This is a genomic window from Streptomyces sp. NPDC001222, assembly GCF_042896945.1.
GTDB classification, from domain to species: domain Bacteria; phylum Actinomycetota; class Actinomycetes; order Streptomycetales; family Streptomycetaceae; genus Streptomyces; species Streptomyces gibsoniae.
The window spans coordinates 129,073-141,954 of the sequence record NZ_JBIAXT010000002.1 but is presented as its reverse complement, the minus strand read 5'-3'; the positions used below and the strand labels follow the sequence as shown (position 1 = coordinate 141,954).

Annotated in this window: 10 protein-coding genes and 2 pseudogenes; 5 read left to right on the top strand and 7 right to left on the bottom strand. The window is 70.8% G+C overall.

Annotated elements, in window-relative coordinates:
* Positions 1 to 8: 8 nt before the first annotated feature.
* From ACFY2Z_RS03720 to ACFY2Z_RS03710, 3 genes are all read right to left on the bottom strand, one after another.
* A complete protein-coding gene (locus ACFY2Z_RS03720) occupies positions 9 to 1,262 on the bottom strand; it encodes an ROK family transcriptional regulator (RefSeq protein WP_390742543.1) in 1,254 nt (417 codons plus the stop codon).
* A gap of 154 nt (positions 1,263 to 1,416) precedes the next feature.
* Entirely contained in the window at positions 1,417 to 1,581 is a 165-nt protein-coding gene (locus tag ACFY2Z_RS03715) for a hypothetical protein (protein WP_390742542.1), read from the bottom strand.
* 318 nt (positions 1,582 to 1,899) lie between these two features.
* Entirely contained in the window at positions 1,900 to 3,159 is a 1,260-nt protein-coding gene (locus ACFY2Z_RS03710) for an FAD-binding protein (protein ID WP_390742541.1), read from the bottom strand.
* Positions 3,160 to 3,246: 87 nt separating this feature from the next.
* Between ACFY2Z_RS03710 and ACFY2Z_RS03705 the strand changes: the two genes are divergently transcribed.
* From ACFY2Z_RS03705 to ACFY2Z_RS03695, 3 genes are all read left to right on the top strand, one after another.
* Entirely contained in the window at positions 3,247 to 3,924 is a 678-nt protein-coding gene (locus ACFY2Z_RS03705; RefSeq protein ID WP_390742540.1) for a pyridoxamine 5'-phosphate oxidase family protein, read from the top strand.
* A gap of 58 nt (positions 3,925 to 3,982) precedes the next feature.
* Positions 3,983 to 5,314 carry a radical SAM protein gene (locus tag ACFY2Z_RS03700; protein WP_390742539.1) on the top strand — a complete coding sequence of 444 codons (1,332 nt, stop codon included), beginning with the start codon at positions 3,983 to 3,985 and terminating at the stop codon, positions 5,312 to 5,314.
* A 224-nt stretch (positions 5,315 to 5,538) separates the two neighbouring features.
* Complete coding sequence (locus ACFY2Z_RS03695; RefSeq protein ID WP_390742538.1) at positions 5,539 to 7,035, top strand: cellulose binding domain-containing protein; 1,497 nt, start codon at positions 5,539 to 5,541, stop codon at positions 7,033 to 7,035.
* A gap of 111 nt (positions 7,036 to 7,146) precedes the next feature.
* Here ACFY2Z_RS03695 and ACFY2Z_RS03690 read toward each other — a convergent pair whose 3' ends face one another.
* From ACFY2Z_RS03690 to ACFY2Z_RS03680, 3 genes are all read right to left on the bottom strand, one after another.
* Positions 7,147 to 8,040, bottom strand: a complete 894-nt coding sequence (locus ACFY2Z_RS03690) for an MBL fold metallo-hydrolase (RefSeq protein ID WP_390742537.1) — start codon at positions 8,038 to 8,040, stop codon at positions 7,147 to 7,149.
* 728 nt (positions 8,041 to 8,768) lie between these two features.
* The gene (locus tag ACFY2Z_RS03685; RefSeq protein WP_390742536.1) at positions 8,769 to 10,493 is read right to left on the bottom strand and encodes a DEAD/DEAH box helicase; all 1,725 of its coding nucleotides are present in this window, start codon (positions 10,491 to 10,493) and stop codon (positions 8,769 to 8,771) included.
* An 87-nt stretch (positions 10,494 to 10,580) separates the two neighbouring features.
* Complete coding sequence (locus tag ACFY2Z_RS03680; RefSeq protein ID WP_023544341.1) at positions 10,581 to 10,784, bottom strand: cold-shock protein; 204 nt, start codon at positions 10,782 to 10,784, stop codon at positions 10,581 to 10,583.
* A gap of 441 nt (positions 10,785 to 11,225) precedes the next feature.
* On the opposite strand from ACFY2Z_RS03680, the pseudogene ACFY2Z_RS03675 reads away from it, so the two are divergent.
* Positions 11,226 to 11,396: pseudogene (locus ACFY2Z_RS03675) on the top strand (GTPase RsgA); the annotation flags it as partial.
* Here the strand turns inward: ACFY2Z_RS03675 and ACFY2Z_RS03670 are convergent.
* Positions 11,389 to 11,529: pseudogene (locus tag ACFY2Z_RS03670) on the bottom strand (site-specific integrase); the annotation flags it as partial. The pseudogenes ACFY2Z_RS03675 and ACFY2Z_RS03670 sit on opposite strands and share 8 nt — an antisense overlap.
* A gap of 404 nt (positions 11,530 to 11,933) precedes the next feature.
* Here ACFY2Z_RS03670 and ACFY2Z_RS03665 point away from each other — a divergent pair.
* Positions 11,934 to 12,761, top strand: coding sequence for a ZIP family metal transporter (locus ACFY2Z_RS03665; protein ID WP_390742535.1), 828 nt, complete (start codon positions 11,934 to 11,936; stop codon positions 12,759 to 12,761).
* The last annotated feature ends 121 nt before the right edge of the window (positions 12,762 to 12,882 follow it).

Here is a 12,882-nt window from a genome sequence, read left to right as displayed (position 1 = left end):
CGGCAGGATCAGGTGCGGCTTTTCGCGGGAGCGGTGCGCGGCCCGGGTCCGGGGCCGGTTCTCCGGCCGGGGCCGGCCGGCTGAAGCGCCCCTTCCAGGGCGAAGGTCGCGGCGCCGAGGCACACCGGGTCGGTGGGGATCGGGGACAGGACGATCTCGGTGACGGTGAACGGGCGTCTGAGTGCGTGCCGTTCGACGGCCGCGCGCACCTCGGTCAGCAGTGGTTCGCCGAGCGCCGCCGCGACCCAGCTGCTGAGCACCACCACCTCGGGGTTGAGCAGATTGACCAGATCGGCGATCGCGGGACCCAGGTGACGGGCGGTGGCGCGGACGACGTCGAGCGCGACAGGGTCGCCGTCGGCGGCCCCGCGGGCGAGGGAGTCGATCGTGGCGGTCTGGTCCCCGGGATGCAACAGGGGGCTGTTCGGGCTCAGTTCCCGCAGGTTCCGCATGATGCCGGGCGCCCCGACGTAGGCCTCCACACAGCCCCGGTCGCCGCAGTGGCACGGCCGCCCGTCGAGCACCAGCGTCGTATGGCCCCATTCGCCCGCGCTGTTGCTGACCCCCCGGTGCAGTCGGCCGCCCAGCGCCAGCCCGGCACCGACGCCCGTGCCCAGGTTGACGACCACGGCGTCCTCGCGCCCACGGGCCGCGCCGAACCACAGCTCGGCGACCACGCTGGCACGCAGCGGGTTGTCCAGGTACAGGGGATGGGTGATGTGCTCGGCGAGCAGGTCGAGCAGCGGCACATCGTGCCAGCCCCAGTTCGCGGCGTACTCGGCCACGCCCCGGTCGCGGTCGACCTGGCCGGGCACGCTGATGCCGGTCCCCAGCACCCGGGAGCCCTCCACGCCGGCTCGCGCGACCACGGAGTCCACGGCCGCCGCCACTTGGGCGACGACCTGGTCGGGGCGGGTCCGGCCGGGCGGCATGTCCTCGTCGGCACGGGCCAGTACGTTCAGCGCCAGGTCGAACAGCTCGACGCGGACGTATGTCTCCGCCAGGTCGACGCCGATCAGGGCGCCCCCCGACGCATTGACCGCGACCAGACCGCGCGGTCGCCCGCCCGCCGACTCCTCGAAACCGACCTCGGTCAGCAACCCGAGGTCGAGCAGTTCACCGACGAGCGTGGCGACCGTGGGCAGACTGAGCCCGGTTGCGGCCGCCAGCTCAGGCCGGGACGTCGGCGAGTGGGCGATGATCTGGCGCAGCACCTCGTACCGGTTCGCGGTACGAATGTCGCGCGACGTGCCCGGCTTCATCCGACGTCCCCCCGCTTCAGCATCTCCTCCGGCTTCCTGCGCCTCCGCCCGAACCTCGGCGCGGCGCGAGCCTATGACCGCCGCAGGCTTTCTGCAAGGGGTTAGGAAAGGGGTTTTACGAAGCAGGGCAGAACGTCGCTGGGGGCTGATGAAGTCAAGCCGCCCGCTCGACGGCAGGCTTGTGGGCCATGGAGGCGGCGATCGTCCGCGGGGCCCCTTCCCCGGGAGCCTGCATCAGCCGGGCGGTGACGACGAGACCGGCCTGGCTCAGCGGTTCGGCGATCCGGTCCGGGGGCAGCAGATGAGACTCGAAGGACACGGGGTGGCCACCGTAGGCGTGTGCCGGACGCCGGCGCTCACCGTTTCCCGCGTGGCCGGCCGGCATCAGATGGCCACCGGGCGCCAGGGTGGAGTGGAACTCGGTGAACCCGACAGGCAGTTGCTCCTCAGGCGTGGGGTGGGTGGAGTGGTACGCCAGGATGCCGCCGATCGCGTTGTCATCGACGGATTCTCGACGAGGGCCGGCGTGATCGGCGGCGACGGTGTCGTACGACTCCCGGGCCGCGGCGAGGCAGGAGGCTCAGTCACCTGGAGAACCTGGTGCTGCGACCGGAGCGAGGAGCAGCGGCGGTCGCGTTCAGGGCGTCGTCCCGGCGGCCTTCAGGACGTCCCCCACGAACGCGTTGCGGAACTTCCCCGCCGGATCCAGCTCCGCCGCGAGCGCCGCGAAGTCGGCGAGCCGCGGGTAGCGCGCTTGGAGCGTCCGCGCGGGCACGGTGAACACCTTGCCCCAGTGCGGGCGGGCCTCGAACGGGTCGAGCGCCTCCTCCAGCCGCCGCACCACCGGCAGCACGGCCGCCGTGTCCTCGACCCAGGTGAAGTGCAGCGCCACCGAGTCCCGCCCGTACGCGGGGCTCAGCCACTGGGCGTCGGCGGCGATCGTACGTACCTCACAGGTCTGCAGCACGGGCGCCACCGTCGTACGGATCGCGTCCAGGGCGTGCAGCGCCTCAAGGGCGTACGGGCGCGGCAGCAGATACTCCGACTGCAACTCGGCGCCGCTGCTCGGCACGAAGTCCGCCCGGAAGTGCGGAAGCCTCTCGTGCCAGGGCCCCGGGACGCCGAACTGCCGGGTGCAGTTGACCGCGGGCATGCCAGGCACCGGATGCATCGCCTCCGTGGCCGGACGGGCCCAGGGGAAGTCCGGCAGCGGCTGGTCGGTGCGCCGCTTCAGCCACACCTGCCGGAATCCCGGAGCACGCCAGTCGGTGAACAGGCTGACGCTGTACGCCGTCGCCGCCACGGTCTCGAAGTCCAGCCCCTCCAGCGGCAGTTCGGTGAACACATGCTGCTCGACACGGAAGTCCGGTTCCAGGTCCAGGGTGAGCGCGCTGACCACGCCGAGCGCCCCGAGCGCGGTCACCGCGCCGTCGAAGCGGCGGTCCCCACGCCCGATGCGCAGCGTCGACCCGTCCGCCGTGATCAGCTCCACCTCGCGCACGGCCGAAGCGAGCGAGCCGTTGGCGACTCCCGAGCCGTGCGTGCCGGTCGCCACCGAACCCGCCACCGAGATGTGCGGCAGGGACGCCATGTTGTGCAGGGCGAGCCCGCGCTCGTGCACCACCCGGGCCAGTTCGGCGTACCGGACGCCTCCGCCCACCCGTACCGTACGGGCCACGGTGTCCACGTCCACCTCGCCCGGCAGCGCGGACAGCGAGACCAGCAGACCGTCGGGGCCCGGTTCGGCGATCTCGTTGAAGGAGTGCCCACTGCCCAGGACCCGGACCTTCGGGTGCGCGGCGACCAGCGCCCTGAGTGCGTCGAGCGAGCCCGGCCGGTGCAGTTCCTCGGCGGCGTAGGTGATGTTGCCCGCCCAGTTGGTCACGCTCTCGGTCATCGCGTCGTCCCTCCCCGTGGCATCTGCCACCTCCGCCGTCACATCCCCGCATCCACCGGCGAACCTATATCGGTAGCCTCGCTGGTCATGACGCAGCCTCCGCCGCTTTCCGCCGCCCTCCCGCAGACCGAGCTGACGACGCACCGCCGCCTGCGCGACCAGGGCAGCCTCCGGCGGGCCGATCTCGACGCGATCCTCGACGCGGGGTTCGTCTGCCACCTCGGCGTGGTCGTCGACGGCCGGCCGCTGGTCGTGCCCACCGTCTACGGGCGCGACGAGCAGCAGCTCTACCTCCATGGCTCGGTCGCCAGCCGCAGTCTCACCGGCGGCACCCCCGTCTGCGTGACCGTCACACACGTCGACGGGCTGGTCCTCGCGCGGTCCGTCTTCGAGCACGGGGTGAACTACCGCAGCGCCGTGATCCACGGCGTGCCCCGCCGCGTCACCGATCCCGAGGAGAAGCTGGCGGGACTGCGCCGGCTCACCGAGCACGCGACCCCGGGGCAGTGGTCGTACGCCCGGCAGCCGAACCGCAAGGAGCTGGCCGCCACCACCCTGCTCGCCCTGTCCCTCGAAGAGGCCTCGGTCAAGATCCGTACCGGCGCGCCCGACGACGGCGACGGGCCCGACGCGGAGCTGGGCCGGTGGGCCGGTGAACTGCCGCTCACCTCGCTGTGGGGCGCGCCCGTGCCGGACCCGCGGCTGCCGCCGGACATCGCCGTACCAGGACACATCGCGCGGCGCGAGGGGACCCGGCACGGCTGACGCGCAGGCGGGGGCATACCGTGAGGAGTCGAACGCCTGAGCCGGGAGGAGATACGGGATGGGCAGCCGCACCGAACTGGTCGAGGATCTGATGGAGCGCTTCCCGCACGTACCGCGGGAAGCCGTCTTCAAGGAGGACCTGCTCCGCGGGGGTGTGGCCTTCGATGCGTCCGCCCTCTCGGACAACGAGAAGGGCGAGGTCAAGCCGAAGTCGTACTTCATCTTCTCCTTCGACCACGGCACCCTGCCCGAGCTGGGCGAGGCGGCGCTGCGCCGCCCGCCGGAGGAGATCATCCTCACCGGCGGCCCCTACGACCTGCGCCGGACCGTCGTCTCCGTGCGCGTCAACCCGTCCTCGCCCTACCGGGTGGCCGCCGACGAGGAGGGGCTGCTCGGCCTCTACCTCGACGGACGGCGGATCGCGGACGTCGGGGTGCCGCCCATGCCCGAGTACTACCGGCACACCCTCGCCAACGGGAAGTCCGTGATGGAGGTGGCCCCCACCATCCAGTGGGGTTATCTCATCTACCTCACGGTCTTCCGGGTCTGCCAGTACTTCGGCGCCAAGGAGGAGTGCCAGTACTGCGACATCAACCACAACTGGCGCCAGCACAAGGCGGCCGGCCGCCCGTACACCGGCGTGAAGGACGTCGAGGAGGTCCTCGAGGCGCTGGAGATCATCGACCGGTACGACACCCAGAAGGCGTCCACCGCCTACACCCTCACCGGCGGCGCGATCACGTCCAAGGTCGCGGGCCGGGACGAGGCCGACTTCTACGGGCACTATGCCAAGGCCATCGAGGAGCGCTTCCCGGGCCGCTGGATCGGCAAGGTCGTCGCCCAGGCGCTGCCGAAGGACGACGTACAGCGCTTCAAGGACTACGGCGTGCAGATCTACCACCCCAACTTCGAGGTGTGGGACCGGCGCCTGTTCGAGCTGTACTGCCCGGGCAAGGAGCGGTACGTCGACCGGGACGAGTGGCACCGGAGGATCCTGGACTCCGCGGACGTGTTCGGCGCGCGCAATGTGATCCCCAACTTCGTGGCGGGCGTGGAGATGGCCGAACCCTTCGGCTTCACCACGGTCGACGAGGCGATCACCTCCACCACGGAGGGCCTGCGCTTCTTCATGTCGCACGGCATCACACCCCGCTTCACCACCTGGTGTCCGGAGCCGACGACCCCGCTCGGCAAGGCCAACCCGCAGGGCGCGCCGCTGGAGTACCACATCCGTCTGCTGGAGGCCTACCGCGCCACGATGGACGACTTCGGGCTCTCCTCCCCGCCCGGCTACGGGCCGCCCGGACCGGGCCGCGCGGTGTTCTCGGTCAGCTCCTTCATGGACAGCCTCCCGGCCCAGGAGACCACCGAGGAGCCCGCTCGCGTGTAACACGGGTAACAAACGCATCACGGGCCCCGGCACGCTGAGTCGTGCCGGGGCCCGTGCGCGTACCCCTCGGCGGAAGCAAGCCCTTCCACGGTATTTGAATACGCCGCTTGTCAGTTGTGCGGGAAGCGTGAAAGGCTCTGGGCCTGCCGTGAGACGGCCCCAACTCCCCTGTATTTCAGGTGCGTTGGCTTTGCTTGTGGAAGCAGTTGATGCAGGAGCCCGTCATGCCTGACCTGCCGACCCCTCAGGACGCCGCCGAGGCGGCGCTGTTCTCCGAGTGCTGGGACGCGGTCCTGTCGTACGCCGATCTGTGCACCTCCGGGTCGTCGGCCGGCCGGCAACTGGCCACCGAGGCGTTCAGCCGCGGCATCCACGAGGCACGTGAGGCCCAGACCCAGGAGCGGACCAGCGGACGCCGCACCCCGCGGCTGCCCCGGATCCCGATGCTGCTCACCGCGGTCCGCAGCACCGCCGCCGCCTGGGAGGACGAGGGCAAGGGACATCTGCTCGACCCGGATCTGCGCCTGTGGCTGAACTCCCCGAAGGCCGCCCGGTACACCGGCCCGCCCCTGACGCGCCCGCTGGCCCTGCGTGGGCTGAAGGACCTTCAGGAGCCGGACGCGGCGCTGCTGTGGCTCGTGGAGGTGGAGGCGCTGCCTCTGCTGGACGTGGCCCGCCGGCTCGGCCTGGATCCGGCGACCGCCGCGCAGGAAGTCATCCAGGTGCGGGCGCTGTTCCGGGACCGCTGCCGGCGCAACCATCTCGACACGCCGATGGGCACGGACTGCCGCAGCTATGCCCGGCTTCTCGACGCGGTCACCCGCTCCCCGGGTGCCGACACGCCCGAAGACCTCTCACGGCACCTCGCCACCTGCGTGGAGTGCGCGGAGGCCGCGGCCTGTCTGCGGCTGTACGGCGGTGGCACGCCCGCCGCGCTGGCGAGCGGAGTCATCGGCTGGGGCGGGCTCGCCTATCTGGAAAGGCGGCGCCGGGCCGCGGAGGCGGGACTGAGCGGAGGACGTACGGACGCGGGCGCCGACCGGGGCATCTCGGTGGGTGCTGCCGTGGCGCGGCCCCGGATGGGCCGGTCCGGGATCCTGGCCGCGGCCGTGATCGTGTCCGCGCTGGCGCTGACGGTCTCGCTGATGCAACTCGGCGACTCGGGCGGGCGGGCGAGCGCGAGCGGCGACCCGGCCGAGGGGGCGATCGCGGCCACGCCGTCCGTGCCGGCCCTCGGCACGACCCCGGGCCACACGCCGACCGGCGCGTCCCACGCCACGCGCCCGGCCCACTCGGGCAGCACCCCCAAGAGCGGTGACCGCGACACCGAACCCCAGGGGAAGTCGACCAGCCCGGTGGCCGACCCGACCACGGCGTCGGCGGCCCCCGCCCCGCCGCCGCCCTCGACCTGCCGGGTGAAGTACGACATCGTCAGCGAGTGGCCGCAGGGCTTCCAGGCCACGGTCAAGGTCACCTCGACCAAGGCGCTCGACGACTGGCACATCGACTGGACCTTCGGGGACGGCCAGCACATCACCCAGATGTGGGACGGCACCTACACCCAGGACGGCTCCGAGGTCACCGCGCACGCCGCCGACTACGACAAGCAGGTCGCCGCGAACGGCACCTTCGCCGTGGGGTTCAACGCCACCTGGAACGGCACCAACGGCGAACCACACGCCTTCACGGTGAACGGCGCCACCTGCTCGACGACCGGCTGAGCCTCGGACGACTCGGGTCCTTCGTCCCGCCGGGAAGTCCCCTTCCCCAGGGGCACCGCCGGGTGCGCGACGCCTGCTCCCCGGAGCACGGTTGAGCCGCCTGCAGTGTCTTCACAGCCAGGCCTTCAAGAGGTTCTGCCATGGGTCGCCGCCCTCACGCGCGAGATACAGTGCTCGTGAGCTGACCCACAGAACAGTCGCCCCGAGACGCTCGGGACAGCGTTCGAGCATCGCGTGGAAGAAGTCGACCGGCGTCTTGTGCGCGGCCAACTCGGCCTCGGCGACATCGAGGTACTGGCGGGTCTCGGCGATGAGCCGTCCGGCGTCGTCATCGAGGTTCTTGTTCTGGTGGCTTGCCACGATGCGCCGGGGTTCCAGCGCGGCGACCGTGTCGATGGCCGTCCGCCAGGCGTCGAAACTGCCGTCGGCCGCCTCACCGAGATACAGGTGCACGCCGTTGTAGATCACGTCGCCGGCCACCACCAGATCGAGGTCCGGCACATGCAGCACAGTGCAGTCGTCGCTGTCGGCGTGCCCCACTTCCACGATGTCGAGATCGTGCCCTTCGAGGGTGATGCGGTTGTCGGGCACCGTGACGGCCGTGACAGGAGACGGCGGAATCCGGCCCGGCCACATCGCGTCCCAAAGCGCCTCCCGGGCAGACACGTTGTTGTGCATCTGCTCGATGGTGGCGGCGGAGGCAATCACCTGGGCGCCGAAGCGTCGGGCGAGCAGGTCGGCGGTGAACCAGTGGTCACCGTGTCCGTGGGTCGCGACGATGTGCGTCAGCCGCTTTCCGCCCGCCTCGACCCATTCTCCGACCGCCACCGCCTGTTCGGTGGTCAGGGGCGGGTCGACGAGTACGGCGTCCTGCCGGCCGTGGACGAGAGTGACCGCGATGGGCTGGTAGCGGCGAGGTTCCCCGTTGGGCAGCAGTCCGGGTACGTTCATCGGTTGCGGGTCGGCGACGAACACCTCGTAGCCGACAGCAGTGTCTGTGGACATGATTCTCCGTCCGATCGTGCTCACCTGACGACTTGTCTGCGCGCGTCCGTCCGGGGCCGACCGGGTCGACGCCGACAGCAGACAGCCACATGGTGTCCTGAGGCGGCGAACCCCAGCATCACCTGAATATGTGATCGCCCTGGGCACACCGCAGACGACCGGGATCACCTGGACCGCACCTCGATATGTGATGTCGCGGAGGCGGTGGTACGAGAGCCTGGCCGAGGGACTGGAGAACGAAGGCGACGCCGCCGCGCGGAGCGCCGTGCTCGGATCAGCTCGAGACCTCCGGTGTCGTCGGCCGGCGCACGACATCCGTATGTCCGAGGGCACCGCACGGGCCGCCACGCGCTGTGTCCGGAAAGGCCGGCCGGGCATCCCGAGCCCTGAACCATTCCGGCCGGGGCACTGGGCCTGTCGTCGAACTCCCGCCTGACCCGCGAGGCCATGCACGCTCCCCCACGCTCGGCTTCGCTCGCACGGGCGGTAGCCCCACCGCCGCACCGGGCGAAACCCCACGTACCTCCAGTACGAGGGCTTCCGCCCGGCACCCCCCAAACTCTTCGAGCAGGGGGTACCCCCAGAGCACGCACCTGACGCCGTAGGGCCGCCTTCCCGGCGACGACGCGAGTTCGACGACAGGCCCTAGATGTATCGACCTGGAGCGTTGTTTACGCGGCTGATCGGTGGGTGGCCGCCGAGTGCGGTGTGGCAGCGGTGGTGGACACCTAGGCGCCCGAGGTGCGGCGGCCGCCTCGGCGGTCGGAGGTGCGGCCGCCGGTGCCGGCGGTGCCGCCCGTGGCTCCGCCGGTCGCCCCTCGTCGGCGGGATCCGCGGGTGTCCGTGCCGGCTGCGGTCCCGGTCGCCGCACCGGCCGCGGCTCGGCGGTCGGAGGTGCGGCCGCCCGCGCCGGCGGCACCTCTCGTGGCCCCTGCGGCTCCCGTACGGCGGGTGGAGCCGCGCCCGCTGGTTGCGGAGGTGTCACCGGACGCGGTCGCCCCGGTGGGGGTCCGGCGGTCCGAGCCCCGGCCGGCCGTCCTGGTGGCGGCATCTGTCGGGGCTCCGGGCCGCCCGCCGTTTCGGCGTCGGCGGCTGCTGCCGGACTTGGTGTCGGCCTTCCGGTCCGGGCGGGACGCCGTCGGTGTCGCCGGCTGGGGGACCTCGATGGTGACAGGCACGCCGGACGGCTCGCGGGCGCCGGTGATGGTGGCCAGTGCCGCGTCGCTCGACGTGATGCGGGCCGTTCGGGGGCGGATGCCCGCGTCCGACATGAGCCGGGTGACGTCCCGCTTCTGGTCGGGGAGGACCAGCGTGACCACGCTGCCGGAGCCGCCGGCGCGGGCCGTGCGTCCGCCCCGGTGGAGGTAGTCCTTGTGGTCGGTCGGGGGATCGACGTTCACGACGAGGTCGAGGTCCTCGATGTGTATGCCCCGCGCCGCGACGTTCGTCGCGACCAGCGCGGTGACCTGGCCGTTCTTGAACTGTTCCAGGGTGCGGTTCCGCTGCGGCTGGGAGCGGCCTCCGTGCAGCGCCGCCGCGCGGACACCTACGGCCAGGAGCCGCTTGGTGAGCCGGTCGGCGGACCTCTTGGTGTCGAGGAACAGGATGACCCGGCCGTCGCGGGCGGCGATGCGCGTGGTGACGGCCTTCTTGTCGGTCTCGTCCAGGACGTGGAGCACGTGGTGCTCCATGGTGGGCACCGCTCCCGCGGACGGGTCCACGGAGTGCACCACGGGGTCGGTGAGGAACCGCTGCACCAGGCGGTCGATGTTGCCGTCCAGGGTGGCCGAGAAGAGCATGCGCTGACCGTCGGGCCGTACCTGCTGGATCAGCTTGGTGATCTGCGGCAGGAAGCCCATGTCGGTCATCTGGTCGGCTTCGTCCAGCACCGTGATACGTACGTCGCCGAGCACACAGTCACCCTGTGCCACGAGGTCGTTGAGCCGGCCGGGGGTCGCCACGAGCACCTCGGCGCCGCGCCGGAGCGTAGCGGCCTGCTTGGTGATGGACAGCCCGCCGACCACGGTGGCGAGCCGCAGGTTCACCGCCGTCGCGTACGGGGTCAGCGCGTCGGTCACCTGCTGGGCGAGCTCACGGGTGGGCACCAGCACGAGGGCCAGGGGTGCCTTGGGCTCCGCGCGCAGCCCGGCCGTACGGGCCAGGAGCGCAAGTCCGAACGCGAGGGTCTTGCCGGAGCCGGTGCGTCCCCGTCCCAGCAGATCACGGCCGGCGAGCGAGTTGGGCAGCGTGGCGGCCTGGATGGGGAAGGGCGTGGTGACACCTTGCGCGGTGAGGGTCTTCAGCAGACCCGCGGGCATGTCCAGACCGGCGAAGTCCTCGACGGCGGGAAGTGCGGGTGTCGTGCTTTCCGGCAGCCGGAAATCCCGTGGCGACGACGCGGACGGTGGGGGTGACGAAACGCGCCGGTTCGGTTTCTGGGGCCTGCGGGACATACGGTTGTCTGCCTTCCTGAAAACAGCACAAACCGAGGTCCGCACCATGGCGGTGCGGACCCCGGCGAGCGGATACGCGTCCGGCGATCAGGCGGGGACGATGTTCTCCGCCTGCGGGCCCTTCTGGCCCTGCGTGACGTCGAAGGAGACCCGCTGGCCCTCCTGGAGCTCACGGAAGCCCTGGGTCGCGATGTTCGAGTAGTGGGCGAAAACGTCGGGGCCGCCGCCGTCCTGCTGGATGAAGCCGAAACCCTTTTCGGCGTTGAACCACTTAACGGTTCCCTGTGCCATGACCTTCTCCGTATCTGTAGGCAGAGGCCCCATCCGGAGATGCCGGAAAACAAATAATGCGCCTCAAGGAGAAACATTCCCGTCAGGCGCACATAGGTTCATGGGTACCACAACTGCAACTGGCGAACCCTAGCACAGGTCGGCGGGCCGCGGTGGATCACCGAGGCGCGCGGGGGCGCGAGGCCGGACACCGAGTGGGCGGGGGGCGTGAATGACTGGCACTCGGTTGTGTGTCGCTCCAGGGTGAGGGCTGCTTCGTGCGGTGGCCGTTGGTCGCCGTGTCGGCTGAGTGTGGATCGGGAGGTGTGACCGATGGCTGTCTCTGTGACGGGCGCTGCCCGCAACCAGAAGTTCGTCCACTGCACCTCCGTGGTCTCCGGCTGACCTTTCTCACGGCGCACACGTGCGCGGGGCCGGGGCCGCCCTTGTGAAGGGTTCCCCTTGTTTCTGTCTTCTCCTTCGGTTTCGTCGCACCCTCTGGCCGTCTACGGCTGGGACGAGGGCTGGGAAGCCGAGTTCGCTCCTTGTGCCGAGCAGGGGCTGCTGCCCGGTCGTGTCGTGCGGGTCGACCGTGGTCTGTGCGACGTCGTCTCCAGCACGGGCTGGGTGCGACTCCGGCGGCCGTGAGGAGGGTTGCGGTGCCGTGGTGCGTATCGTGCAGACGGATCACGGGGAGGCTGGCGGACCGGGCGATGCGGGTGAAGGAGCGGCAGACGTTCCGCGGCTCGACGCAGCGGCTGGTGCGGATTGAAAGACGCGGAACGGGGCGCTGTTCACGGAGCTGACGACGGGGTGTTCTGGGCGTGCAGCGTCATCGACGCGGTGGCCGAGGCGGCATGGCGCGGCGAAGGCGGCCTCTCCCTGAAGGACTGGCTGTCGGTAACCGCAAGCGGGATGCAGCACCGGATAGATGGCCACGGCCTTCTGCCCCGGTCCGCAGCACCCGGCGAGACGCCCAGCTCGGCTTGATCGGCGGGCCGGTGCCGGATGCGCCCCGTGGGTCAGGAGGACGCAGGAGCAGGCGCGCGGCGCCGATGCGCAATGACTTGGCCAAGTCTTCATGAAGCGGGGTGCGTCAGGTTGTTAGGTAAGGCTTCCCTGGCTTAGCTTCTGTGTGCTTCCTGTGCACATCCGACCGGAGAGTCACCCATGTCCAGCGCGAACATCGCCCTGCTCGGCGCCATAGCCGGCTTCACCATCTATCTCGGCCTCCCCATAGGGCGCCTTCGCACACCCACCCCCCGTCTCAGGGCCGGGCTCAACGCCGTGGCCATAGGCATCCTGATCTTCCTCGTGTGGGACGTGTTGACCCACGCGTGGGAGCCGATCGACGGGGCGCTGAGCAAGCACGACTGGGGAACCGTCGCCTCGGGTGGGATCACACTTGCCGCCGGTCTGGCGATCGGCTTGGCCGGGCTCGTGCACTATGACGGCTGGATCGCCGGCCGACGTGCCGCCCAGTCGCAACCTGTTGGGCCTGGCGCCGCCTCCACCGCCGAACTCGCCCCGAAGACCCGCAGTCAGGCGGGCTCGCTCGCGCTGATGATCGCCACCGGCATCGGCCTGCACAACTTCGCCGAGGGCCTGGCCATCGGCAACTCCGCCGCGAAGGGTGAGCTCTCCCTCGCCGTGCTGCTGATCATCGGGTTCGGACTGCACAACGCCACCGAGGGCTTCGGTATCGTCGCCCCCTTGGCCGCCGAGGGCGAACGCCCGTCCTGGCTCACCCTCCTGTGGCTCGGCCTGATCGGCGGCGGCCCTACCTTTCTCGGCACGATCGTCGGCCAGCACCTGGTCAACGACACCCTGTCCATCGCTTTCCTCGGCCTCGCCGCCGGATCCATCCTCTACGTTGTCATCGAACTGCTGGCCGTCGCCCGCAAGACGGGACAGAAGACACTCACCACCTGGTGCATCCTCCTCGGCCTCCTGCTCGGCTTCGCCACGGACGCCGTCGTCACGGCCGCCGGCGCCTGAGCCGAGCCTGTACCCGGAAAGGCGAATCAGCGACGACTGCAGTCCCAGCCGGGCAACGGACAGCAGAGTGCACCCGCGGCCGGCCGCGGGCCTTGTACGCGTGGTGCAGTGGTTGCCGTAC

Excerpts from the sequence above, each read along its gene's own strand:
- ACFY2Z_RS03720 (WP_390742543.1), bottom strand. The coding sequence starts at position 1,262 with ATGAAGCCGGGCACGTCGCGCGACATTCGTACCGCGAACCGGTACGAG.
- ACFY2Z_RS03710 (WP_390742541.1), bottom strand. The coding sequence starts at position 3,159 with ATGACCGAGAGCGTGACCAACTGGGCGGGCAACATCACCTACGCCGCC.
- ACFY2Z_RS03705 (WP_390742540.1), top strand. The coding sequence starts at position 3,247 with ATGACGCAGCCTCCGCCGCTTTCCGCCGCCCTCCCGCAGACCGAGCTG.
- ACFY2Z_RS03700 (WP_390742539.1), top strand. The coding sequence starts at position 3,983 with ATGGGCAGCCGCACCGAACTGGTCGAGGATCTGATGGAGCGCTTCCCG.
- ACFY2Z_RS03695 (WP_390742538.1), top strand. The coding sequence starts at position 5,539 with ATGCCTGACCTGCCGACCCCTCAGGACGCCGCCGAGGCGGCGCTGTTC.
- ACFY2Z_RS03690 (WP_390742537.1), bottom strand. The coding sequence starts at position 8,040 with ATGTCCACAGACACTGCTGTCGGCTACGAGGTGTTCGTCGCCGACCCG.
- ACFY2Z_RS03685 (WP_390742536.1), bottom strand. The coding sequence starts at position 10,493 with ATGTCCCGCAGGCCCCAGAAACCGAACCGGCGCGTTTCGTCACCCCCA.
- ACFY2Z_RS03680 (WP_023544341.1), bottom strand. The coding sequence starts at position 10,784 with ATGGCACAGGGAACCGTTAAGTGGTTCAACGCCGAAAAGGGTTTCGGC.
- ACFY2Z_RS03665 (WP_390742535.1), top strand. The coding sequence starts at position 11,934 with ATGTCCAGCGCGAACATCGCCCTGCTCGGCGCCATAGCCGGCTTCACC.